This is a genomic window from Sphingomonas profundi (assembly GCF_009739515.1).
Lineage (GTDB): Bacteria > Pseudomonadota > Alphaproteobacteria > Sphingomonadales > Sphingomonadaceae > Alterirhizorhabdus > Alterirhizorhabdus profundi.
The window spans coordinates 1,136,135-1,158,129 of record NZ_CP046535.1; the positions used below are offsets into that span (position 1 = coordinate 1,136,135).

Below are 21,995 nucleotides of genomic sequence, written 5' to 3' on the forward strand. Positions count from 1 at the left end.
GGCCGGGCGCGCGCGCCCAGCCAGTTTTTCTATCGACGACCGCTCACAGGCCTTCGCCGCCGACCCACTGGGCGTTGGCCAGGCGCCGGGCGAGATCCCAGGTCTGCACGCGGATGTCGGGCACCGCCACGATCTCCCAGAAGGTGCCGCGGGTCAGCGGGCCGAGCGCGAACAGCCGCTCGTGCGGCGTGCTGTCTGCGCGGATCACGCGCGCCTGCGCGTCCACGTCCAGCCCGATGGCGTTGGCATCGGGGCGGATGGCGCCGCGCGCCGTCATCCGCCGCAGCATCGGCTCGGCCGTGCGGGCGAGATCGATCTGCGGGCCGCTGCAATTCACCACCCGGCGCACCCGGATCGTCTCCGCCGCATCGCTGCCGCGCGGCCGCCACGTCACCCGCACACCATCGCCGTCGGCCACGAAGCCGGTCGTCCGCCCGGCGGCAAAGGCGAGGCGGCCGGCGGCCTCCATCGCCGCTATGCGATCGGCCACCGCCGGCGCCAGGCGGTGGCGGTGCACATCCCACCACGGCCGCAGGTGGCGCAGGAAGCGGGCCTTCTGCTCGGCCGGCGCGGCCAGCCACATGCCGCGCGTATAGGGCCGCAGCTCGTCCACCGCCGCGTGCCAGCCGACCGCTTCCGCCCGCGCCCGCACCTCCGCCACCAGGGCGGAGGCGGCGATGCTCGGCCGCTCGGCGAGGGCGGTGGAGACCGGCGCGCCCGGCTGGTGCCCGCGCGGCCGCAGCCCCCGCCGGGATACCGCCAGAATGCGCCCGCCGAAGCCGCGCGCGTTTAGCAGCAGCGCCACGTCCACCATCGTCAGCCCGGTGCCGATCACCAGCACCACATCCTCGTCGGCCAGCCCGTCCGCCACGCCGGCGGCCCACGGATCGGCGGCGTAGAGATCGGGGCCGAGCGTCGCCGGATCCAGCCCCGCCGGCGGATGCGGCGGCAGGTTGCCGAGCGCGAGCACCACCGCGTCGGCCGCGATCCGCTCGCCATCGGCCAGCAGCACGCTGCCGCCGCTCGCATCGGCGGTTACGTCCACGGCGTCGCCGCGCACGATCCGCACCCGCTCCGGCGCGGCCGCCACGGCCTCGTCGAGCAGTTCGGCCAGGTAGGCGCCGTAGACGATGCGCGGCACGAAGCTGCCCGCGCCGCCATGGCCGCGCGCCTCCGCCCAGCGGACGAAGTGGCCGGGATCGTCCGGCAGCGCGCTCATGTTGCCGGCGCGCACGTTCAGCAGGTGGCTGGGATGCGCCGCCGCATAGGCGACGCCACGGCCGGCTTCCGGGCGACGCTCGATCAGGGTGGCGCGCGGGCCGCCGTGGCGCAGCAGGTTGATCGCCTGCAACGCGCCGGAAAAACCCGCGCCGACGATCGCGACGTCGCGGATCACGCCGCGTCCGGCGGCGCCAGCGGGGCGTGATCCAGCCGCGGCAGCACGTGGCGGGCGAACAGGTCCGCCTCCGCCGCGTGCGGGTAGCCGGAGAGGATGAACGCCTCGATCCCCTCGGCGCGGTACGCCTGCAGCTTGGCGAGCACCTGATCGGGATCGCCGACGATCGCCGCGCCGCAGCCCGATCGCGCGCGGCCGATGCCGGTCCACAGATTGTCCTCGGCATATTCGCCGCCCGCGCCCTCGCGCAGCTCCGCCTGCCGGCGCACGCCGGCCGAGCCGGAATCGAGCGACTGTGCGCGGATCGCCGCGCCGGTGCGATCGTCCAGGCGGGAGAGCAGCCGGTCCGCCGCCGCGCGCGCCGCCGCCTCCGTCTCGCGCACGATCACGTGGACGCGGTAGCCGAAGCGCAGCATCCGCCCGTGGCGCGCGGCGCGGGCGCGCATGTCGGCCACGATCGCGCGCACCGCCGGCATCGTATCCGGCCACATGAGGTAGACGTCGCACCCCTGCGCCGCCGCCTCCCGCGCATCGTCCGAGAGGCCGCCGAAGTAGAAGAGCGGGCTGCGGCCGCTGACGGTGGCGATGCGCGGCGGATCGAGCGCGAGCTGCCAGTGCGCGTCCTGATGATCGAGCCGCCGCCCGTCCAGCAGCGTGCGCAGGATCTGCATGCCTTCCAGGGTGCGGGCGTAGCGCGGGCCGCTCGCCAGCGTCTGCCCCGGCAGGTCGGAGGAGATGATGTTGATCGCCAGCCGCCCGTTGCCGGCCGCATCCGGCCCCAGCATGCGATCGATCGTGGCGATCTGACGGGCGAGCTGCGGCGGCCAGCTCTCGCCGATGCGCACCGCCATCAGCAACCGCATCCGCCGGAGCAGCGGCGCGATGGCGGCGGCGAAGGCGGTGGTGTCGATGCCCAGCGCGTAGCCGGAGGGCAGGAGGATGTTGTCGAAGCCGCCGCTCTCCGCCTGCAGCACGATATCGCGACAGTGCGCCCAGGAGGAGCGGAGCAGCGGATCGGGTACGCCGAGATACTCGTAATCGTCGTCGCACAGCGCCGAGAACCAGCTGACCTCGCACGGCGGCATCGGCGTGGCGGCAGGCGCTCCGCTCACGGCAGTTTCTCGCCGGTCGCCGCCTCCAGCACGGCATACCATTCGGCGCGCGTCCACGGCGCCCGGAAGGCATCGGCGGCCTCCACGATGCGGCCCGGGGTCTGCGTGCCGACGATCGGAATCGGCCGCGCCGGGTGCGACATCAGCCAGGCATAGGCGGCGGCCGTGCCCGAGACGCCGTGGCGGGCGCCGTGCGCGGCGAGCAGGGCCGCGACCGCGCCGTCGCCCGCGCGCCCACCCGCTTGCCCGGCCGCGCCGATGCGTCCGCCGCCCAGCGGAGACCAGGCGAGCACCGCCATGTCCCGCTCCATCGCCTGATCGGCGATGCCGTCGAACAGCGGCGCGGGCACCAGCGGCGAAAACTCCGGCTGGTGGCTGGCGAGCGGGAAGGGCAGCCACGCCTGCAGGGCCGCCGCCTGCGCGGGCGTGTAGTTGGAGACGCCGATCGCCCGCGCCTTGCCGCTCTCGACCATCTTCGCCAGCGCGGCGGCGGCCTCCTGCGGGTGGGTCAGCAGGTCCGGCCGGTGGATCTGGTAGAGATCGACCTGCTCCACGCCCAGCCGGGCGAGCGACGCGTCCAGCGCGGCGGCGAGATAGCCGGCGCTGGAATCATAGGGCGTGCCGATCACGATGCCGCCCTTGGTGGCCAGCACCATGCGATCGCGCAGCGCCTTGTCCTCGGCCAGCACGCGGCCGAGCAGCGCCTCCGCCGCGCCGAACGCCTCGCCATTGTCCGGCCCGTAGATGTCGGCGGTGTCGAACAGCGTGATGCCGATCGAGAGGGCGGCGTCGATCCGCGCGCGGGCGGCGGCGAGATCGGTGCCCGCGAACCGCCACATGCCCCAGGCGAGCGGCGAGACGGTGAGTCCGCTCTTGCCCAGGGCACGCGGTTCGGGAGAGAGGGGGAGGGTCATCATGGCCGACCAATGGCACAGCGGGGAACGGGATGGGAGAGTTGATCCGGTACGGGATCGTCGGAACCGGCATGATGGGCATCGAGCATCTGCGCAACATCGCGATCCTGCCCGATGCCGAGCTGGTCGCCATCGCCGATCCGACGCCCGCCTCGCTCGGCTGGGCGGCCGACGCGCTGGGCGCCGACGCGGCGCGGGTGCGGCGGTTCGACTCGGTCGAGGCGTTCGCCGCGGGCGCGCAGGTCGATGCGGTGGTGGTCGCCTCGCCCAACTTCACCCATCGCGCCGTGCTGGCGCCGCTGCTGGACACGGATGCGGCGATCCTGTGCGAGAAGCCGCTCGCCACCACGCTGGCGGATGCGCGCTGGATCGTGGAGCGCGCGCGCGGCCGGGCGGCGCCGTTCTGGACCGGCATGGAATATCGCTACATGCCGCCCGTCGCCGCCTTCATCGATCAGGTGCATGGCGGCCGCGTCGGCGCGCTCAGGATGCTGGCCATGCGCGAGCACCGCTTCCCGTTCCTCGCCAAGGTGGGGGACTGGAACCGCTTCGCCCGCAACACCGGCGGCACGATGGTGGAGAAATGCTGCCACTTCTTCGATCTGATGCGCCTGATCGTGCGGGCCGAGCCGGTGCGGGTCTACTGCTCCGGCGGCAACGACGTGAACCATCGCGGCGAACTCTATGGCGGCGAGGCGCCGGACATCATCGACAACAGCTATACGGTGGTGGATTTCGGCGATGGCGTGCGGGCGATGCTGGATCTCTGCATGTTCGCGGAAGGGGCCGAGACGCAGGAGGAGATCAGCGCCACCGGCGACGCCGCAAGGCTGGACGTGCTGATCCCGCCCGGCGACATCGTCTTCTCGCCACGGGTGGACTGGCGCGGACCGAAGGCGGTGGAGCGGCGCCATGTTGCGGTGGACGCCGCGGCGATGGCGGCGGGAACGCACCACGGCGCGACCTACTATCAGCACGCCGCCTTCGCGGCCGCCGTGCGCGGGCAGGCGCCGGTGGCCGTCACCGCCGAGGATGGCCTGCGCGCGGTGGCGATCGGCGTCGCCGCCGAGATCAGCGCGCGTGAGAAGAGGGTGGTCGAGATGGCGGAGCTGGGCGTCTGATGCCGCGCGCCGGCCGTCACACCGCCCAGGGCGGCGGCGGATCGTAGAGGCCGGCCAGATAGTCGATCATGGCGGCGACGTTGGGCGAGGGCAGCGGCGTGCGCTGGTGGACGGCGTAGATGCCGACATCGGCCGAGCCCTCATGATCCGGCAGCACCCGCGCCAGCCGGCCCGCGGCGAGATCGCGCGTGACGTCCCACAGCGAGCGGAGCGCGATGCCGGCGCCGGCGACCGCCAGCTCGCGCACCACCTCGCTCGAATTGGTGCGCACCGCCGGGATGCCGTCCACCAGGGTCGGCCCGTCCGGCCCGATCAGCCGCCACGGCAACTGCCCGGTGGCGGCGAGCAGCCGGTGGCGGGGGAGCGCCGCCACGTCCGCCGGCACGCCGTGGCGGGCGAGATAGGCGGGGGAGGCGCACAGGATGCGCCGGCTGGTGCCGAGCCGGCGCGCCGCCAGCTGCGGCGGCACCTGCGCCGTGATGCGCACCGCCAGATCGATCCGGTCGGCGATCAGGTCGCTGAACGCGTCGGAGAGGTCGAGGGTCAGCTCGATGTCAGGATAGCTCTCGACGAAGCGGCCGAGATGGGGGGCGACGTGGAGGCGGCCGAACGATGTCGGCGCGGACAGCCGCAGCGGGCCGCGCGGCCGCCCGGGCTGGCCGGAGGCGGTCCGCTCCGCCGCCGCCACCGCCGCCAGGATCGTCAGCACGTCCTGATGGAAGCGCCGGCCCGCCTCCGTCAGCGCCATGCGGCGGGTGGTGCGATGGATCAGCCGGGTGCCCAGCCGCCGCTCCAGCCGGGCCATGCGCTTCGACACCATCGGCGCGGAGATGCCGAGCGCCCGGCCGGCGGCGGCAAGGCTGCCATGCGCCACCACGGCGGCGAACAGATCGTAGTCGCCGGCGGCGATCCGTTCCTCCGGGGAAAGGCTGTCGTCCATCCCGATCGTCTACCGACGCCAGCGGAAAGCGTCTACACGGGCCGGCGGGAGTGATGCGATGTCGCTGAAGATGCCGGAGCCGGATCAGGCCGTCCTCGCGCGCAGGGCCGCGATCGTGCGCGCGCTGCGCGCGATCGTGCCAGGCGAGGGCGTGATCGACGATGCCGACGCGCTGCGCCCCTACGAATCGGACGGGCTGACCGCCTACCGCCAGCCGCCGATGGTGGTTGTGCTGCCGGAGACCACCGCGCAGGTCGCCCGCATCCTCGCCTGGTGCCATGGCGAGGGGGTGAAGGTGGTGCCGCGCGGCGCCGGCACCTCCCTCTCCGGCGGCGCGCTGCCGCTGGCGGACGGCGTGCTGCTAGGCCTCGCCAAGCTGAACCGGGTGCTGGAGATCGACTATGACGCGCGCATCGCCGTGGTGCAGCCCGGCGTCACCAACCTGGCCGTCACCCGCGCGGTGGAGGAGGAGGGCTTCTACTACGCGCCCGATCCCTCCAGCCAGATCGCCTGCTCGATCGGCGGCAACGTGGCGGAGAATTCGGGCGGGGTGCACTGCCTGAAATACGGCCTCACCACCAACAACGTGCTCGGCGTGGAGTTCGTGACCATGGCGGGCGAGGTGCTGCGCATCGGCGGGCGCACGCTGGACCCGGCCGGGCTCGACCTGCTGGGCGTGATCGTCGGATCGGAAGGGCTGCTCGGCGTCGTCACCGAGGTGACGGTGCGCATCCTGCCGGCGCCGCAGACGGCGCGCGCGGCGCTGATCGGCTTCGCCACGGTGGAGGGGGCGGGCCGGTGCGTGGCCGCGGTGATCGCCGCCGGCATCATCCCCGCCGGCATGGAGATGATGGACCGGCCGGCGATCCACGCCGCCGAGGCCTTCGTCCAGGTCGGTTATCCGCTGGACGTGGCGGCGCTGCTGATCGTGGAACTGGACGGGCCGGAGGCGGAGTGCGGCCACCTGCTGGCGGAGGTGGAGGCGATCGCGCTGGCGAACGGCGCGGTCTCGATCCGCCTCTCGCAGGACGAGGCGGAGCGGATCGCCTTCTGGGCCGGGCGCAAGGCGGCCTTCCCCGCCGTCGGCCGGATCGCGCCCGATTACTACTGCATGGACGGCACGATCCCGCGTCGCCGCCTGCCCGAGGTGCTGGAGCGGATGGCGGGGATGGCGGAGCGACACGGCCTGGGCGTCGCCAACGTGTTCCACGCGGGCGACGGCAACCTGCACCCGCTGATCCTCTACGATGCGAACCAGCCGGGCCAGCTGGAGCGCGCCGAGGCGTTCGGCAACGACATATTGCGCCTGTGCGTCGAGGTGGGCGGCGTGCTGACCGGCGAACACGGCGTGGGCGTGGAGAAGCGCGACCTGATGCCGGTGATGTTCGGCGAGGTGGACCTGGCGCACCAGCAGCGGCTGAAATGCGCGTTCGACGCCAAGCTGCTGCTGAACCCGGGCAAGGTCTTCCCCACGCTCAGCCGCTGCGCCGAACTCGGCCGGATGCACGTGCATCACGGGCAGACGCCGTTTCCGGATCTGCCGCGCTTCTGATGGCCGCGCTGCGCCCCGAGAGTGAGGAGGAGCTGGTCCGCATCGTCTCCGCCGCCGCTTCCGCCGGCGAAAGGCTGGCGCTGCGCGGCGGCGGCAGCAAGGCCGGCGTCGGCGCGCCGGAGGGCGACGCGACGATCCTGGACATGGGCGGCTTCGCCGGCGTGATCGACTATGATCCCGCCGAGCTGGTGCTCACCGTGGGCGCGGGCACGCCGCTGGCGCAGGTGCAGGCGCTGGTGGCGGGCGAGGATCAGATGCTGGCCTTCGATCCGTTCGATCACGGCCCCGTGTTCGGCGCCGCGGAGGGGGCCGCGACGATCGGCGGCGTGGTGGCGGCCGGCGTCGCCGGATCGCGCCGCGTCTCGGCCGGCGGCGCGCGCGATCACCTGCTGGGCTTCACCGCCGTTTCCGGGCGCGGCGAACGCTTCGTCGCGGGGGCGAAGGTGGTGAAGAACGTGACCGGCTACGATCTGCCCAAGCTGGTGTGCGGCAGCTGGGGGCGGCTGGTGGCGCTGACCGAGCTGACCCTGAAGGTGCTGCCCCGCCCGCGCGAGACGGTGACGCGGCTGTACCGCGGCCTGCCGGCGGAGCGTGGCCTTGCGACCATCACCGCGGCGATGCGATCGCAGGCGAGCGTGGCGGCCGCGGCGCACGTCCCGGGCGATCTCGCCGGCGGCAGCGCGATCACGGCCTTGCGGCTGGAGGGGTTCGGTCCCTCGATCGCGGCGCGCCTGGCGATGCTGGACGACCTGATCGGCCCCGGCGACGATGATGGCGGCGCGCACGACGCCGTCTGGCGCGACGTGCGCACGCTGGCGCCGCTGGACGACGGCCGGCCGCTGTGGCGCGTCAGCCTGCCCGCCGGCGGCTGCCCGCCGGTGATCGCCGCGCTGCGTCCGGACGGCGCGCGCTACCTGATCGACTGGGCGGGCAGCCTGCTGTGGCTGACCCATGACGGGCCGGCCGCGTCGGTGCGCGCGGCCGCCGCCGCCGCCGGCGGCCACGCGATGCTGGTGCGGGCCGATGCGGCGATGCGCGCCGCGACGCCCGCCTTTCACCCGCAGCCCGGCCCGCTGGCGGCGCTGGAGGCGCGGGTGCGGCGCGCGTTCGATCCGGCCGGCGTGTTCGAGACCGGCCGCTTCGGGGAGCGCAACGGTGCAGACTGACTTCTCGCCCGCCCAGCTGGCTGATCCTGCCACCGCCGCGTCGGAGGCGGTGATCCGCAAGTGCGTGCACTGCGGCTTCTGCACGGCGACGTGCCCCACCTACGTGCTGCTCGGCGACGAGCTGGATAGCCCGCGCGGCCGCATCTACCTGATCAAGGACATGCTGGAGCGGGAGCGCGCGCCCACGGCCGAGATCGTCAAGCATGTCGATCGCTGCCTCTCCTGCCTGTCCTGCATGACGACGTGCCCGTCCGGCGTGAACTACATGCATCTCGTCGATCATGCCCGCGCCTATATCGAGGAGCGGTATCGCCGGCCGCTGCGGGAACGACTGCTGCGCGGCATCCTGGCCCGCGTGCTGCCGCATCCGCGCCGCTTCCGCTGGGCGTTGCGGCTGGCGCGGCTGGGCCGGCTGGCCGCGCCGCTGCTGGCGCGATCGGCGGCGCTAAGGCCGATCGCCGCGATGCTGGCGCTGGCACCCGCCCGCGTGCCGCCGGCGGCGAGGCCCACGAACGCGCCGGTGCCGGCGGCGAAGGGCCGCGTCGCCCTGCTGCAGGGCTGCGCGGAGCCGGTGCTGCGGCCGGAGTTCCGCGCCGCCGCCGTCCGCCTGCTCAACCGCGCCGGCCACGACGTGGTCTTCGCCCCGGGCGAGGGGTGCTGCGGCGCGCTGGTGCACCATATGGGCCGCGATGCCGACAGCCTCGCCGCCGCACGCCGCAACGTGGACGCGTGGAGCCGCCTGATCGACGCGGGCGGCCTCTCCGCGATCCTCGTCACCGCATCCGGCTGCGGCACGACGATCAAGGATTACGGCTTCATGCTGCGGGATGATCCCGCTTATGCGGAGCGGGCTGCGGCGGTGTCCGCGCTGGCCAGGGACATTGCCGAGTTCCTCATCGGCTGCGATCTGCCGGCGGGCGAGGGGCGGGGGCTGACGGTGGCCTACCACGCCGCCTGCTCGCTGCAGCACGGCCAGAAGGTGACGGAGGCGCCCAAGCGCCTGCTCGTCCACGTCGGCTATGCGGTGCGCACGCCGATCGAGGCGCATCTGTGCTGCGGTTCCGCCGGCACTTACAACATCCTGCAGCCGGAGATCGCCGGCCGGCTGGGCGATCGCAAGGCCGCCAACATCGCGCGGCTGGGGGCGGACGTGATCGCCACCGGCAATATCGGCTGCGCGATGCAGATCGGCCAGCGCGCCGCCATCCCCGTCGTCCACACCGTGGAGCTGATCGACTGGGCCACCGGCGGCCCGCCGCCCGCCGCCTTCGCCACCTTTCCCGAACGGAGACCCGCATGACCCACATCTCGCTCGATCAGGCCAATGGCGTGATCGCCGCCGCTTTCGCCAAGGGCGCGGAACTGGGGCTGAAGCCGCTCAGCGTCGCCGTGCTCGACGGCGGCGGACATCCGATCGCCTTCCAGCGGCAGGACGCCGCGTCGTCGCTGCGTTTCGCCATCGCCGCCGGCAAGGCCGGGGGCGCGCTGGCGCTGGGCGTCTCCAGCCGCAAAATCGCCGAGATGGCGGCCGATCGACCGAGCTTCGTCGCCTCCCTGGGGCCGATCGCGCCGCAGGGCGTGATCCCGGCGGCGGGCGGCGTGATCGTGGTGGACGCGGGCGGACGCGCGATCGGCGCGGTGGGCGTCACCGGCGACACATCGGACAATGACGAGGCATGCGCGCTGGCGGGCATCGCCGCCGCCGGCCTGACGGCGCAGTGAGGAGCGGAGCGATGACGACGATCGACACCATGGTCGAGAAGGCCGGCCTGAAGGTCGCCGCGCCCCTCGCCAGCTTCATCGAGGAGCGGGCGCTGCCCGGCACCGGCATCGATGCCGCCGACTTCTGGCGCGGCACGGCCGCCATCTTCGAACGGTTCGCGCCGGAGAATGCGGCGCTGCTGGCGGTGCGCGAGACGATGCAGGCGCGGATCGACGCGTGGCATGCCGATCGCGCCGGCCAGCCGGTCGATCCCGCCGCCTACCAGGCGTTCCTGCGCGAGATCGGCTATCTGGTGGCGGAGCCCGCGCCCTTCGTCATCTCGCCCGGAGACGTGGACGACGAGGTGGCGCGGCTGGCCGGGCCGCAGCTGGTGGTGCCGGTGCTGAACGCCCGCTTCGTGCTGAACGCCGCCAATGCGCGCTGGGGCAGCCTGTACGATGCGCTCTACGGCACCGATGCGATTCCCGGCACGGCTGCGGGCAAGGGGTATGACGCGGCGCGCGGCGCCAAGGTGATCGCCCGGGCGAAGGATCTGCTGGACAAAGCGGTGCCGCTGGCGGCGGGCAGCTGGGCCGATTTCGCCGGGGGCGATCCGGTGCTGGCCGATCCGGCGCAGTTCGTCGGCCGCAGCGGCAACGGCCTGCTGTTCCGCCACAACGGCCTGCATATCGAGGTGGCGATCGATCGCGACCACCCGATCGGCCGGGACGACCCCGCCGGCATCGCCGACGTGGTGCTGGAATCCGCCTTGTCGACGATCGTCGACCTGGAGGATTCGATCGCCGCCGTCGATGCCGAGGACAAGGTGGCGGCCTATGCCAACTGGCTGGGGCTGATGAAGGGCGATCTGGAGGCGAGCTTCAAGAAAGGCGGGCAGACGATGACCCGCGCGCTGGAGGCCGATCGCGTGTTCGAGACGCCCGATGGCGGCACCTTGACGCTGCCGGGCCGCAGCCTGCTGTTCGTGCGCAACGTGGGCCACCTGATGACGACGCCGGCGGTGCTGCTGGCCGACGGCACGCAGGCGCCCGAGGGCATATTGGACGGCATCGTCACCAGCCTGATCGCGCTGCACGACCTGAAGGGGCTGGGCCGCCTGCGCAACAGCCGGGCGGGATCGATCTACATCGTGAAGCCCAAGATGCACGGGCCGGACGAGGCGGCCTTCGCCGATCGGCTGTTCGATGCGATCGAGGACATGCTGGGCCTCGCCCGCCACACGATCAAGCTGGGCCTGATGGACGAGGAGAGGCGCACGTCGGCCAACCTCGCCGCGTGCATCGCGGTGGTGCGCGGGCGCATCGTGTTCGTCAACACCGGCTTCCTCGATCGCACCGGCGACGAGATGCACACCTCGATGCAGGCCGGCGCGATGATGCGCAAGGGCGACATCAAGGGCAGCGACTGGATCGCCGCCTATGAGGATCGCAACGTGCAGATCGCCCTGGCCAGCGGCTTTTCCGGCCGGGCGCAGATCGGCAAGGGCATGTGGGCGGCGCCCGATCGCATGGCGGACATGCTGGCGCAGAAGATCGGCCATCCGCGCAGCGGCGCCAGCACGGCGTGGGTGCCGTCCCCCACCGCCGCCACCCTGCACGCCACCCACTATCATGCGGTGGACGTGTTCGCCCGCCAGGCCGAGCGGGCGGCCGAGCCGGTCTCCGCGCTGGAGCGGCTGCTGACGATCCCGCTGGCGCAGGGCCGCAACTGGTCCCCCGACGAGATACGCGACGAGCTGGAGAACAACGCCCAGGGCATACTCGGCTACGTCGTGCGGTGGATCGATCAGGGCGTCGGCTGCTCCAAGGTGCCGGACATCCACGACATCGGCCTGATGGAGGATCGCGCGACGCTGCGCATCTCCAGCCAGCACATGGCCAACTGGCTGCTGCACGGCGTGGCGACCGAGGCCGAGGCCGAGGGCGCGCTGGTGAAGATGGCGGCCAAGGTGGATGCGCAGAACGAAGGCGATCCGCTCTATCGGCCGATGGCCGGGCGGGAGGGCGAGAGCCTGGCCTTCCAGGCCGCGCGCGCGCTGGTATTCGAGGGCGTGACGCAGCCGAGCGGCTATACCGAGCCGCTGCTTCACGCCTATCGTGCGCGGGTGAAGCAGGGTGGGCCGGGCTGATGGCGATCTACGAATATGACGGGCAGCGGCCGAGCGTGCCGGCGGACGGATCGAGCTGGATCGCGCCTTCCGCCGACGTGATCGGCGACGCGCGGATCGGCCGCGAGGTGGGGATCTGGTTCGGCGCCGTGATCCGCGCGGACAACACGGCCATCACCGTGGGCGATCGCAGCAACGTGCAGGAGGGCGCGATGCTGCACTCGGACCCCGGCGCGCCCCTCGCCATCGGCGAGGATTGCACCGTGGGCCACCACGCCATCCTGCACGGCTGCACGATCGGCGACCGGGTGCTGATCGGCATGGGTGCGCGGGTGCTGAACCATGCGGTGATCGGCGACGATTGCCTGGTGGGCGCCGGCGCCTTGGTGAGCGAGGGCAAGGTGTTCCCGCCCGGCAGCCTGATCGTGGGCGTGCCGGCCAAGGTGATCCGCTCGCTCTCCCCCGAGGCCATCGCCGGGCTGAAGCAGTCGGCCGAGGGCTATGTGGCACGGCAGCGCGCCTTTGCCGCCGGGCTGAAGCGGATCGACTGAGGGGCATCAGGCGGCGGACGCGCGGGCGGCCGGCGGGCGCAGGCCCAGCCAGCGGCGCGCGGCCGGCATGCGGCGCAGCGCCAGCCGCTCCAGCGCGAGCACCGCCAGCATCGAGAGGCCGAGCAGCGGCAGCAGCACGCCGAGGGCGGCGAGCAGCAGCACGAAGCCGGCCGCCGCCGGCGCCCGCGCGGTTGCCGGCGGCGCGCCAAGCCGGTCCGCCGGCCGCCGCCGCCACCACAGCACCACGCTGCTGACCGAGAGCAGCACCAGGCCGATCGCGGTGAGCAGGCCGAGCAGCTGGTTGAGCCAGCCGAACAGCTGCCCCTCATGCGCCGCGACGCCGTAGCCGACGATCCGGTCGATCAGCCGCCGCTGCGCGAAATCCTTGCGCGTGAGCAGGCGGCCGGCGGCGTCGAGCGTGAGATCGGTGCGCAGCGGGCGATCGGCGGCGTCGGACTTCGCCGTCCAGGGCTGGCCCGGGCCGGTGGGCGGCGCCACCAGCACCGGCCCCGCCAGACCGAGCGGCCGCACCGTGCGCACCACGCGATCGAGCGGGGCGAGCGGGCCGGAGGGATGCGCCATCGCCATGCCGCCATGCTCCGCATGATCGTCGAGCATGGCGCGCGTGCCGGCATCGAGGGCGGCGCGCCGGCGGCCCTCGTCCGCTGCGCCGGTGGACCAGTCCGTCGGCGTGGCGGGGCCTGCCGCCAGCGATCGCGCCGCCTTCAGGTAGCCGCCCCAGCCGGCCGACCAGGGCAGGCCGGAGAGCAGCAGGAACAGCGCGAAGAAGGACACCCAGAAGCCGGTGACGCCGTGCAGATCGCGCCAGAAGGTCCGCCCGCCGGCGCGCAGCCGCGGGTAGAGCACGCCGCCCAGCCCGCCGTTGCGCGGCCACCAGAGGAACAGGCCGGAGAGGATCATCACTATCGCCCAGGATGCGGCGAGCTCCACCACGTAGGAGCCCGGATCGCCCATCAGCAGCTGACCGTGCAGGCGGAACACCACCCGCATCAGGCGATCATCCTCCCCCACCGTCTTCAGGATGGCGAGGCTGTGCGGGTGGACGTAGACCCGCGTCTCGCGCGCCGTGCGGCCGACGACGACTTGCACGGCATCGTCCGCCGCGTCCGGCAGCTGGTAGCGGTGCAGCACCGATCCCGGCACCGCGCGCACGGCCGCAGCCGCCTGCGCGGCGGCCGTGGCGGGCGGGCCGATCGTGGCGAGATGCGCGTAGGGGCGATCGATCAGCGCCTCGATCTGCGGGCGGAACAGGTAGATCGATCCGGTGCAGGCGAGCCACAGCACGAAGGGCACGCAGAACAGGCCGGCGTAGAAGTGCCAGCGCCAGATCGCGTTGTACGAAGGCCAGCGGCGGCGTGCGGCATGGATCATCTCCACCTCCTCAGAAACGCGATTTCACGCCGGCATAGACCGTGCGCGGCTGGCCGGCGTAGATCGATCCCGTGCTGTCCATCAGCACCGCCGCCGGGTTGGGCTGCCCGGCCGCGTTCACGCTGTCGGCGATGATCGAGGCGGAGCCGATATAGTCCTTGTCGAACAGGTTCTGGACCGACGCGAAGAAGGTGAGGCGCGACCACCAGCCACGCCCGCCCGGCGGATCGTAATGCAGGTTCAGGTTGGCGAGCGTGTAGCCCGGCACCCGCAGCAGATTGGCATTGTCGATGAAGTAGCGCTGGCGCCAGGTGAGTTCCACGAAGCCGCCCAGGCCGGCCAGCGCGCCATCCGGCCGATCGTAGCCCAGGCGGGCGTTGACGAAGCCGGGGATGACGCCCGGGATGCGATTGCCGGAGCGATCGAACGCAGCGGAGGCCGCGCCGGACGTCAGCCGCTCGACATAGCGGGTATAGCGCTGGTCGTTATAGCTGTAGTTCGCCTGCACGTAGGCGCCCGGCGCCACGACGGGCAGCGGCGTCCAGTTCAGCCCTATCTCGATGCCGCGATGCTCCGATCGCGGCACGTTGGTGGTGAAGGCGAGCAGGTTGACGCCGGCGGACTGGCTCACCTGCTCGTTGCGGAACCACTCGTAATAGCCGGTCAGCTCGGCGCGCAGCGTGTCGCTCAGGGTCAGCTCCACGCCCAAGTCGACGCCATCGTTCTTCTGCGTCTTCAGGTCGGCATTGTTGCCCGGCACGCCCGCCGGCGTGACGAACAGGTTGCCCGCCTGCGGGATGCCGTAGCCGGTGCCGAAGCGGGCGTGCAGGCGCACCGCCTCCGTCGCCTGCCACAGCAGCGAGGCTTCCGGCGCGACGTTGGCGAAGCGGCGCAGCGCGGGGATGAGGGTGAGGGTGGCGCCGCCGGTCAGCGGATAGGCGTAGGCCGTCTGGCGGACGTTGAGGATCGAACGCTCCGCCCCGATGCCGAGGACGAGGTGCAGATCGCGCGCAAGGCCCAGCTCCTCGCGCGCGCGGACGCCCATGTTGCGCACGTCGCCGAACACCGTCTGCAGCGGCGCGCCGAAGCCGTTGCGGCCGGCCCGCGTTCTGTTGAACGTGAAGCTCTGGTTATCGAGATAATTGTAGAACAGGCCGACGAAGCTCACCGCCTCCATGCCCAGGATGCGGCGGCGATCGGTGACGTCCGACGTCACGTTGTAGCTGTCCAGCGTGCCCTTGAACGGGTTGGCGCTGGTGGGCTGGTTGACGACGCGGCTGTCGAACGTGGCCTGCGTGCGCCAGACGGTGTCGGCGGCGAAATCATGCTCGTAGCGCGCGCCTGCGATGGTGCGGCGATCGTTGCGGGCGAGATCGCCTTCGGCCGCCGTCTGAAGTATGCGCGGGCCGTTGATGCCGTTCGCCAGCACCGCGATGGTGCCGCAGCCGGGCGCCTTCGTGGCGGCGGTGGCGCAGCCGTGCTGATAGGGGTTGGCGCGATACTGGTTGAACGAGAGCCGGGTCGAGAGGCGGAACTCGCCCTCATTGTAGATCAGCTTGGCGGCCAGCCGATCCCGATCGGAGAGCGAGACGGTGGCGAGCGCGTTGATCGTGCCGGTCTCGTACCCCGTATGCCCGGTCGCGCCGTCTGCCCGGGCGAAGCTGCCGAACAGGGCATATTCGTGGGACGCGCCGGCGCCGCCGATCGTGCCGTAGAGATTGGCGTAGCCATCGCCGCCGCCATCGAGGCCCAGCTCGATGCCATCCACGTCGCGCCCGCGCCGGGTGCGGAAGTTGATCGCGCCGCCGATCGCGTAATTGCCGTAGCGCGCCGAGGAGGGGCCGCGCACCACGTCGACCGCGCCATAGGCGTGCGGATCGGTGAGGTCGAAGCGGGCGAGGCCATCCGGCTGGGTGACGGGGAAATCATCCTCGAACACCTGGATGTTGCGGGCGCCGAAGCTGTTGCGCGCGTTGGAGCCGCGGATCGACACGCCCACGTCGCGCGGGCCGTTGCCAGCGATCACGGTGACGCCGGGCGACAGCTTCACGATGTCCGCGATGGTGGTGGCGGGCGTGGTGCGGAAGGCGCGATCGGTGATCGTGGTGTCCGTCTGCCCCGTCACCCCGGTGGTGAGGGTGAGCGCGCCGGCGGTGACGACGATGTCGTCCGGATCGCCGGTGGCCGACACTGGGATTGCTGCGGGCGCCGGAAGCACGTCCAGCGCGCGCAGTTCGGCGTCGATGGCGGCGCGTTGGCGGAGCAGTTCGGCGCGGCGCGCCTCGGGTGCAGTCTCGGCATGGGCCGCCGGGGCCGCGAGCGCCATCGCACACAGCGCGATGGCGAGATTATGGGTGGGCATGATCGTCCCCTGACAGGTGCGAGGGGCCGGCCGCGCGCGTGCGGGCCGGCAGGTGGGGCGTGCAGGCGGGGGCGCATCGTGCGGATGCGCACGCCTGGCCGGCGTGCGCGCGGAGGTGATGCCGCCCCGGTCAGCCGATCGCCGGCGGCCCTCGCAGCGGGGGACGGAGGTGGAGCGCCGGGGCCGGCGGCGCGGGCCGCACGGCGGCCCGGAACACCGTGAGCAGGATGAAGGCGATCGCGCCCGCCAGGATCAGCGGATCGGCGCCGCCCAGCGACGGCGCGGCGAGGGCGGAGAAGGCGCAGGGCATGTCCGGCCGGGCGTGATCGCCCTTGCCGGAATGGTGCGCCATCCCCGGCATGGTCATCCTGACGGGTGTCATCTTCATCGGGCCGGTGCCGCTGCACAGCTCGATCGTGATCGTGCCGGCCGAAACGCTGGTCATGTAGCCCGTGGGCACCAGCAGCTTCATCATCAGCGCCAGCGCGATCAGCCAGCCGGCCGACAGGCGGTGGCGCAGGAGATGGCGGCGAAGCGCGGTCACGCCGTGCCCCTAGAGCGGATCGGGCGGCCTGTCACCCGGCCAGGTGGCCGGCGGGCGGCCCATGCGAAAGGCCCGCCCCAAGCTGCCTTGGAGCGGGCCTTCGATGTCCGTAGGCGGAGCGCGTTACTTGTAGACGCGGTAGCCGCGCTTGTTGATGTAATATTTGCGACCGCGATTATCGCGATAATATTTCTTGTTCTTGGTGAGCGCGGTGACGGCCACGCCGGCGCCGGCGCCCAGCAGCGCACCCTCGCCAGTGGAGATGCCGGGGATGACCGCGCCGGCCACCGCGCCGCCTGCGCCGCCGATCGCGCCGCCCTTCAGCAGCTGGCCGGAGCTCTGCGCATAGGCCGGCGCGGCGAACGCCACCGAGAGTGCGACGACGCCGGAGATCAGACCGATATTCTTCATGGCTTCCATTCCCTGACTGCGAACCGATGCCGGGTGAACGGCGCGCCCGCAATGCGGTTCCACCGCCGGAACGATGCGGCCGGCCGGTTCGATCAGGTGGTTCACCGCTGGCGCGAACCGCTCTACAGGAGCCGGGGTGGTGACGGCGGACGGACGGGTGACGGGTATGCGTGGCGGATCGATCGGGGCTTGGGCCGCAGGCGGCTGGCTGGCGGCGGCGATGGCCGTTCCCGCACCGGCGGTGGCGCAGAAGGCGCGGGAGGTGCCCTACTGGGCCTCAATCTCCGCCCCCAAGGCGCGGATGCGGACGGGACCGGGCACCAACTATCCGGCGAACTGGGAATATGTCCGCGCCGAACTGCCGGTGAAGGTGATGCAGGTGCGCAACGAGTGGCGCCGGATCGTCGATCCGGACGGAGTGGAGGGCTGGATGCGCTCCTTCCTGCTCAGCGAGCAGCGCACCGCCATCATCCGCGGCGAGATCCGGCCGCTCCGCGCCGCGCCCGATCGCGGCGCCAAGGTGACGTGGCGGGCGGAGCCGGGCGTGGTCGGCAAGGTCTCCCACTGCGCGGCCGGCTGGTGCGAGTTCGACGTGCACGGCCGCGCCGGCTATGTCGAGATCGACCATATCTGGGGCGTGGCCGCTGGCGAGACGATCGACTGACGCCCGAACTCCCCCTCTGGCTGTGGCTCTCGCTCGGCGCCCTGCTCGGTGCCGTGGCGGGCAGCTACCTCGCGACGATCGTGGTGCGCTGGCCGCGCGGCGAGGCGGCGCGCGGGCGATCGCGCTGCGACGGCTGCGGCCGCACGCTGGGCGCGGGCGAACTGGTGCCGCTGCTCTCCTTCGCCATCGCGGGCGGTCGCTGCCGGGCCTGCGCCGCGCCTATCGACCGGCGTCACCTGGCAATCGAGGCGCTGGCGACCGGGATCGGCGCGGCGGCGCTGCTGGCGGCACCGGGGCCGGCGGGCCTGGCGGGCGCGCTGTTCGGCTGGCTGCTGCTGGCGCTGGCGGCGCTGGACCTGGAGCATTACTGGCTGCCGAACAGGCTGACGGCGCCGCTGGCGCTGCTGGGCCTGGCCGGCGGGATCGCCGGGCTGCATCCGGCGCTGCGCGATCGGCTGATCGGCGGCGTCGCCGGCTACGCGGCGCTGGCCGCCATCGCTCATGCCTATCGGGCGCTGCGCGGCCGGGAGGGGCTGGGGGCGGGGGACGCCAAATTGTTCGGTGCGATCGGCCTGTGGCTCGGCTGGCGGGCGCTGCCGCCGGTGCTGCTGGCCGCCAGCCTGATCGGCATCGCGGCGCTGATCGCCGCGCGCGCCGGCGGTCGATCGGTCGCGGCGACGACGCGGGTGCCGCTGGGCACGCTGCTGGCGATCGCCGCCTGGGGGCTGTGGCTGGGCGAGGCGTCGGGGCTGGGCGCGGGATAGCGTCGTTCACGCCCACGAAAGCAGTCGCGCGGGCACATGCGAATGTAATAAGGGTGGCGCCGGGCTTGCGGGGGTTGGTTGGCAGATGCGTCTTGTTCTCGATCGGCGGGCCCGGCGCCTGCTCGCGCGGCTGCCCCGCACGAACTGGTATTCCGTCGCCGAACTCGCCTTGCTCTCGGTGCTGGCGCTGCAATCGGCGCGGCTGCTGCTCACCCTGGTGACGCCGGTCGGCCCGGTGGGAGACTGGCGGCCGGATACCGGCGCGGCGATCGTCTCGCCGGCCATCTTCGGCGCGTTCGATCCGTTCTTCCGGCTGGCCGCGCCCGGCGGGCCGGCGGTGGTGACGGGGCTGGACATCAAGCTGTTCGGCATCCGCGCCGATCAGGCATCCGGCCGCGGCTCGGCGATACTGGGGCTGCCGAACGGCGTGCAGCAGAGCGTTTCCGTGGGTGAGGAGGTGATGCCGGGCGTGACGCTGAAGTCCGTCGCGTTCGATCACGTCACGATCCTGCGCGGCGGCGCGGACGAGCAGGTGTTCCTCGATCAGTCGCAGCCGGCGACCGTGGTCTCGCCGCCGCCTCCTCCTCCGGGCCAGCCCGCGGTGAGCGCCGCCGCGCCGCCGCCGCCCGCCGCCGGCAATCCGCTGCTGCCGCCGGTGCCGGCCGTCACCGCCTCCTCACTGCTGGGCGACGCGCGCTTCGCGCCGCGCACCGGCCGCAACGGCGTGGACGGCTTCACCGTGCAGGCGAACGGCACGGGCGACGCGCTGCGCGCCGCCGGCCTGCAGCCGGGCGACGTGGTGATATCGGTGAACGGCGCGCGCGTGAGCGGCGCGGAGGATGCGCGACGCATCCAGCAGCAGCTATCCGTAAGCGGCGAGGTGACGATGATCGTGGAGCGCGGCGGCAGCGAAGTGCCGCTGCGCGTGAGGGTGGTGCAGTGAAGGCGCCGGCACTCATCCCCGCGCTGCTGCTGGCGCTGGCGGCGCCGACATCGGCCCAGCAGGTGCTGAATCTGCGCGACGCCGACATCCGCGCCTTCATCCAGGATGCGTCGAAGGTGACGGGCCGCACCTTCATCATCGATCCGCGCGTGCAGGGAAAGGTATCGGTCGTCACCGACCGGCCACTCTCCCGCTCCGAGTATTTCGAGCTGTTCCTCTCCACCCTGCGCGCCAACGGGCTGGTCGCGGTGCCGGCGGCGGGCGGCGCCTTCCGCGTGCAGCCGGTGGATACCGCCGCCTCGCAGCCGGGGCGGGTGGGCAGCCGCGGCCAATCGAACAACAGCTTCGTGACGGAGGTCTTCCGCCTGCGATCCATCGACGCGCCCTCCGCCGTCGATACGATCCGCCCGCTGGTGAGCCGCGAGGGATCGGTGAGCGCCAACCGCGCCGGCAATTCGGTGATCGTGGCCGACTATGCCGACAATATCCGCCGCATCCGCGAGCTGATCTCCCGCATCGATCGCGATACCGCCGCCACGCGGGTGGTGGTGCTGAAGAACGCCGCCGCGCGCGAGATAGCGACATCGCTGCAGACCTTGGCGGGCGCGGGGCAGGGCGGCGCCGGCGGCACCGGCGGGCCGGCCGTATCGGTGGTCGCGGTGGAGAGCAGCAACGCGATCGCGCTGCGCGGAGACCCGACGACCGTCTCCCGCCTGGCCGAGATCGCCCGCGACCTCGATTCGCGGGCGGCCAGCGGCACCGAGATCCGCGTGATCTTCCTGGAACATGCCGATGCCGCCAAGCTGCTTCCGGTGCTGCAACAGCTCGTCGGCCAGCAGGTGACGGCGGCGGCTTCGGTGGCGCCGGCGGCCAACAGCTCCACCATCGTGCCGCCGGGCGCGCGCGCGGTGGGCGCCTCCGCCATATCGCCGGAGCCGGTTTCCACCCCCGCCGCGGCCGGCGGCACGGCCGCCACGAGCGGCAGCGGCGGTGGCGCTGGAAACGGCCGGGCGCAGCCGGTGATCGCCCGCTACGAGGGCGCGAACGCGATCATCATCTCGGCCCCCAGCGATCTTCAGCGCACGTTGGGCGCGGTGATCCGCCAGCTCGATTCGCGGCGCGAGCAGGTGCTGGTCGAGGCGATCATCGTCGAGATATCGGACAATGCGGCGCGCAACCTGGGCGTGCAGTTCCTGCTGGGCGGCCTGCCCGGATCCGGCATCCCGTTCGCCGCGACCAACTATTCGAACAGCGCGCCTAACATCCTGACCATCGCCGGCGCGATCGGCGCGCGCCAGCTGAACCAGACGACCACCACCGTCAACGGCACCACCACCGTCACCCAGACGAGCAACTCCGTGAGCGATTCGCTGGCGCAGGCGGCGGTCAGCTCCATCCTGGGTGCCGCCGGCGGCTTCGCCGGCTTCGCCAGCAAGATCGGCAATGACGGGCTGTTCGCCACGATCATCAACGCGGTGAAATCGGATACCCAGTCGAACATCCTCTCCACGCCCTCGGTGATGACGCTCGACAATCAGGAGGCCAAGATCCTGGTCGGGCAGGAGGTGCCGATCACTACCGGCCAGGCGCTGAGCAACAATTTCGACAACGCCTTCCGCACCGTGCAGCGCGAGAATGTGGGCATCCAGCTGGAGGTGAAGCCGCAGATCAACGCCGGCGGCGCGATCAAGCTGTTCCTGCGGCAGGAGGTGAGCTCGATCGCCGGGCCGGTCTCGTCCGACAATAGCGACCTCATCATCAACAAGCGCGAGATCGAGACGACGGTGACCGTCGACGACGGCGAGATCATCGCGCTGGGCGGGCTGCTGGACGACAATGAGCGGCGCACGATCGAGAAGATTCCGCTGCTGGGCGACATTCCGGGTCTTGGCGAGCTGTTCAAATCGCGTTCACGCTCGCGCGCCAAGACCAACCTGATGGTGTTCATCCGCCCGACGATCGTGCGATCGGCCGACGAGGCGCGCGCCGTGGCGGCCCAGCGCTACGGCTATATCCGCGACATGCAGGCCACCCAGCGACCCGAGCGCGAGCCGACGATCGACGAGATGGTGCGCGACTATATGGGCACGACGGCGCCGGGCGCCCCGCCGGCCAACGGCCCGGGCGAGGATGCCGCGCCGCCGCTCGCCCCGCCGGCCAAGCAGATCATCACGCCGCAGATGCGATCCTCCACCGAGGTGATCCGGCCGGTGCCGGTGCCGCCTTCGCAGGCGGGGCGGTGAGGGTGCGGCCGCCCTTCCGCTCCGCACCGTCATCTTGGCGAGGGCCGAGATCCATGGATACGGGCGCTTGCCGGGCAGGGCGATCGGCCG

Annotated in this window: 19 protein-coding genes; 11 read left to right on the forward strand and 8 right to left on the reverse strand. The window is 72.4% G+C overall.

Going from position 1 to position 21,995, the window contains the following annotated elements; translation table 11 throughout:
* Nucleotides 1-43: 43 nt before the first annotated feature.
* From GNT64_RS05320 to GNT64_RS05330, 3 genes are read right to left on the reverse strand one after another with little or no spacing between them, the layout of a single operon-like run.
* On the reverse strand, nucleotides 44-1,396 hold the full coding sequence (locus tag GNT64_RS05320; protein ID WP_156678566.1) for an FAD/NAD(P)-binding protein: 1,353 nt from the start codon (nucleotides 1,394-1,396) through the stop codon (nucleotides 44-46).
* On the reverse strand, nucleotides 1,393-2,481 hold the full coding sequence (locus GNT64_RS05325) for an LLM class flavin-dependent oxidoreductase (protein ID WP_156681442.1): 1,089 nt from the start codon (nucleotides 2,479-2,481) through the stop codon (nucleotides 1,393-1,395). The genes GNT64_RS05320 and GNT64_RS05325 overlap by 4 nt, the downstream gene beginning before the upstream one ends.
* Nucleotides 2,482-2,504: 23 nt before the next feature.
* Nucleotides 2,505-3,425 (reverse strand): aldo/keto reductase, encoded by a 921-nt coding sequence (locus tag GNT64_RS05330; protein WP_156678567.1) that lies wholly within the window; start codon nucleotides 3,423-3,425, stop codon nucleotides 2,505-2,507.
* A gap of 29 nt (nucleotides 3,426-3,454) precedes the next feature.
* On the opposite strand from GNT64_RS05330, the gene GNT64_RS05335 reads away from it, so the two are divergent.
* Complete coding sequence (locus GNT64_RS05335; protein WP_197277290.1) at nucleotides 3,455-4,543, forward strand: Gfo/Idh/MocA family protein; 1,089 nt, start codon at nucleotides 3,455-3,457, stop codon at nucleotides 4,541-4,543.
* Nucleotides 4,544-4,559: 16 nt separating this feature from the next.
* Here the strand turns inward: GNT64_RS05335 and GNT64_RS05340 are convergent, their stop codons facing one another.
* Entirely contained in the window at nucleotides 4,560-5,483 is a 924-nt protein-coding gene (locus tag GNT64_RS05340; RefSeq protein ID WP_197277291.1) for a LysR family transcriptional regulator, read from the reverse strand.
* A 58-nt stretch (nucleotides 5,484-5,541) separates the two neighbouring features.
* Here GNT64_RS05340 and GNT64_RS05345 point away from each other — a divergent pair, with 58 nt between their 5' ends.
* From GNT64_RS05345 to GNT64_RS05370, 6 genes are read left to right on the forward strand one after another with little or no spacing between them, the layout of a single operon-like run.
* Nucleotides 5,542-7,035: an FAD-linked oxidase C-terminal domain-containing protein gene (locus tag GNT64_RS05345; RefSeq protein WP_156678568.1), complete on the forward strand. Its 1,494-nt coding sequence runs from the start codon at nucleotides 5,542-5,544 to the stop codon at nucleotides 7,033-7,035.
* Nucleotides 7,035-8,201, forward strand: a complete 1,167-nt coding sequence (gene glcE / locus GNT64_RS05350; protein WP_156678569.1) for a glycolate oxidase subunit GlcE — start codon at nucleotides 7,035-7,037, stop codon at nucleotides 8,199-8,201. The genes GNT64_RS05345 and glcE overlap by 1 nt, the downstream gene beginning before the upstream one ends.
* Nucleotides 8,191-9,501, forward strand: a complete 1,311-nt coding sequence (glcF, locus tag GNT64_RS05355) for a glycolate oxidase subunit GlcF (RefSeq protein WP_156678570.1) — start codon at nucleotides 8,191-8,193, stop codon at nucleotides 9,499-9,501. The genes glcE and glcF overlap by 11 nt, the downstream gene beginning before the upstream one ends.
* The gene (locus GNT64_RS05360) at nucleotides 9,498-9,923 is read left to right on the forward strand and encodes a GlcG/HbpS family heme-binding protein (protein ID WP_156678571.1); all 426 of its coding nucleotides are present in this window, start codon (nucleotides 9,498-9,500) and stop codon (nucleotides 9,921-9,923) included. The genes glcF and GNT64_RS05360 overlap by 4 nt, the downstream gene beginning before the upstream one ends.
* Nucleotides 9,924-9,934: 11 nt before the next feature.
* Nucleotides 9,935-12,052 (forward strand): malate synthase G, encoded by a 2,118-nt coding sequence (locus GNT64_RS05365; RefSeq protein ID WP_156678572.1) that lies wholly within the window; start codon nucleotides 9,935-9,937, stop codon nucleotides 12,050-12,052.
* The gene (locus GNT64_RS05370) at nucleotides 12,052-12,582 is read left to right on the forward strand and encodes a gamma carbonic anhydrase family protein (protein WP_156678573.1); all 531 of its coding nucleotides are present in this window, start codon (nucleotides 12,052-12,054) and stop codon (nucleotides 12,580-12,582) included. Before GNT64_RS05365 ends, GNT64_RS05370 begins: the two co-directional genes overlap by 1 nt.
* A gap of 6 nt (nucleotides 12,583-12,588) precedes the next feature.
* On the opposite strand, the gene GNT64_RS05375 is transcribed toward GNT64_RS05370, so the two are convergent.
* From GNT64_RS05375 to GNT64_RS05390, 4 genes are all read right to left on the reverse strand, one after another.
* Nucleotides 12,589-13,974 (reverse strand): PepSY-associated TM helix domain-containing protein, encoded by a 1,386-nt coding sequence (locus tag GNT64_RS05375; protein ID WP_156678574.1) that lies wholly within the window; start codon nucleotides 13,972-13,974, stop codon nucleotides 12,589-12,591.
* A gap of 10 nt (nucleotides 13,975-13,984) precedes the next feature.
* Complete coding sequence (locus GNT64_RS05380; protein ID WP_156678575.1) at nucleotides 13,985-16,336, reverse strand: TonB-dependent receptor family protein; 2,352 nt, start codon at nucleotides 16,334-16,336, stop codon at nucleotides 13,985-13,987.
* A gap of 130 nt (nucleotides 16,337-16,466) precedes the next feature.
* Nucleotides 16,467-16,880, reverse strand: coding sequence for a DUF2946 family protein (locus GNT64_RS05385; RefSeq protein WP_156678576.1), 414 nt, complete (start codon nucleotides 16,878-16,880; stop codon nucleotides 16,467-16,469).
* 123 nt (nucleotides 16,881-17,003) lie between these two features.
* Nucleotides 17,004-17,291, reverse strand: a complete 288-nt coding sequence (locus GNT64_RS05390) for a hypothetical protein (protein WP_156678577.1) — start codon at nucleotides 17,289-17,291, stop codon at nucleotides 17,004-17,006.
* Between the two features lie 139 nt (nucleotides 17,292-17,430).
* Here GNT64_RS05390 and GNT64_RS05395 point away from each other — a divergent pair, with 139 nt between their 5' ends.
* The 4 genes from GNT64_RS05395 to gspD all read left to right on the forward strand — a co-directional run bounded on the left by GNT64_RS05395 (nucleotide 17,431) and on the right by gspD (nucleotide 21,905).
* A complete protein-coding gene (locus GNT64_RS05395) occupies nucleotides 17,431-17,955 on the forward strand; it encodes an SH3 domain-containing protein (protein WP_231639284.1) in 525 nt (174 codons plus the stop codon).
* Nucleotides 17,956-18,008: 53 nt separating this feature from the next.
* Nucleotides 18,009-18,719, forward strand: coding sequence for a prepilin peptidase (locus GNT64_RS05400; RefSeq protein WP_231639286.1), 711 nt, complete (start codon nucleotides 18,009-18,011; stop codon nucleotides 18,717-18,719).
* A gap of 85 nt (nucleotides 18,720-18,804) precedes the next feature.
* The gene (locus tag GNT64_RS05405) at nucleotides 18,805-19,662 is read left to right on the forward strand and encodes a type II secretion system protein N (protein ID WP_156678578.1); all 858 of its coding nucleotides are present in this window, start codon (nucleotides 18,805-18,807) and stop codon (nucleotides 19,660-19,662) included.
* The gene (gene gspD / locus GNT64_RS05410) at nucleotides 19,659-21,905 is read left to right on the forward strand and encodes a type II secretion system secretin GspD (RefSeq protein WP_156678579.1); all 2,247 of its coding nucleotides are present in this window, start codon (nucleotides 19,659-19,661) and stop codon (nucleotides 21,903-21,905) included. The genes GNT64_RS05405 and gspD overlap by 4 nt, the downstream gene beginning before the upstream one ends.
* Nucleotides 21,906-21,995: the final 90 nt, after the last annotated feature.

Excerpts from the sequence above, each read along its gene's own strand:
- GNT64_RS05330 (WP_156678567.1), bottom strand. The coding sequence starts at position 3,425 with ATGATGACCCTCCCCCTCTCTCCCGAACCGCGTGCCCTGGGCAAGAGC.
- GNT64_RS05380 (WP_156678575.1), bottom strand. The coding sequence starts at position 16,336 with ATGCCCACCCATAATCTCGCCATCGCGCTGTGTGCGATGGCGCTCGCG.
- GNT64_RS05340 (WP_197277291.1), bottom strand. The coding sequence starts at position 5,483 with ATGGACGACAGCCTTTCCCCGGAGGAACGGATCGCCGCCGGCGACTAC.
- glcE (WP_156678569.1), top strand. The coding sequence starts at position 7,035 with ATGGCCGCGCTGCGCCCCGAGAGTGAGGAGGAGCTGGTCCGCATCGTC.
- GNT64_RS05365 (WP_156678572.1), top strand. The coding sequence starts at position 9,935 with ATGACGACGATCGACACCATGGTCGAGAAGGCCGGCCTGAAGGTCGCC.
- GNT64_RS05390 (WP_156678577.1), bottom strand. The coding sequence starts at position 17,291 with ATGAAGAATATCGGTCTGATCTCCGGCGTCGTCGCACTCTCGGTGGCG.
- GNT64_RS05360 (WP_156678571.1), top strand. The coding sequence starts at position 9,498 with ATGACCCACATCTCGCTCGATCAGGCCAATGGCGTGATCGCCGCCGCT.
- GNT64_RS05405 (WP_156678578.1), top strand. The coding sequence starts at position 18,805 with ATGCGTCTTGTTCTCGATCGGCGGGCCCGGCGCCTGCTCGCGCGGCTG.
- GNT64_RS05335 (WP_197277290.1), top strand. The coding sequence starts at position 3,455 with ATGGGAGAGTTGATCCGGTACGGGATCGTCGGAACCGGCATGATGGGC.
- GNT64_RS05375 (WP_156678574.1), bottom strand. The coding sequence starts at position 13,974 with ATGATCCATGCCGCACGCCGCCGCTGGCCTTCGTACAACGCGATCTGG.
- GNT64_RS05345 (WP_156678568.1), top strand. The coding sequence starts at position 5,542 with ATGTCGCTGAAGATGCCGGAGCCGGATCAGGCCGTCCTCGCGCGCAGG.
- GNT64_RS05325 (WP_156681442.1), bottom strand. The coding sequence starts at position 2,481 with ATGCCGCCGTGCGAGGTCAGCTGGTTCTCGGCGCTGTGCGACGACGAT.
- GNT64_RS05370 (WP_156678573.1), top strand. The coding sequence starts at position 12,052 with ATGGCGATCTACGAATATGACGGGCAGCGGCCGAGCGTGCCGGCGGAC.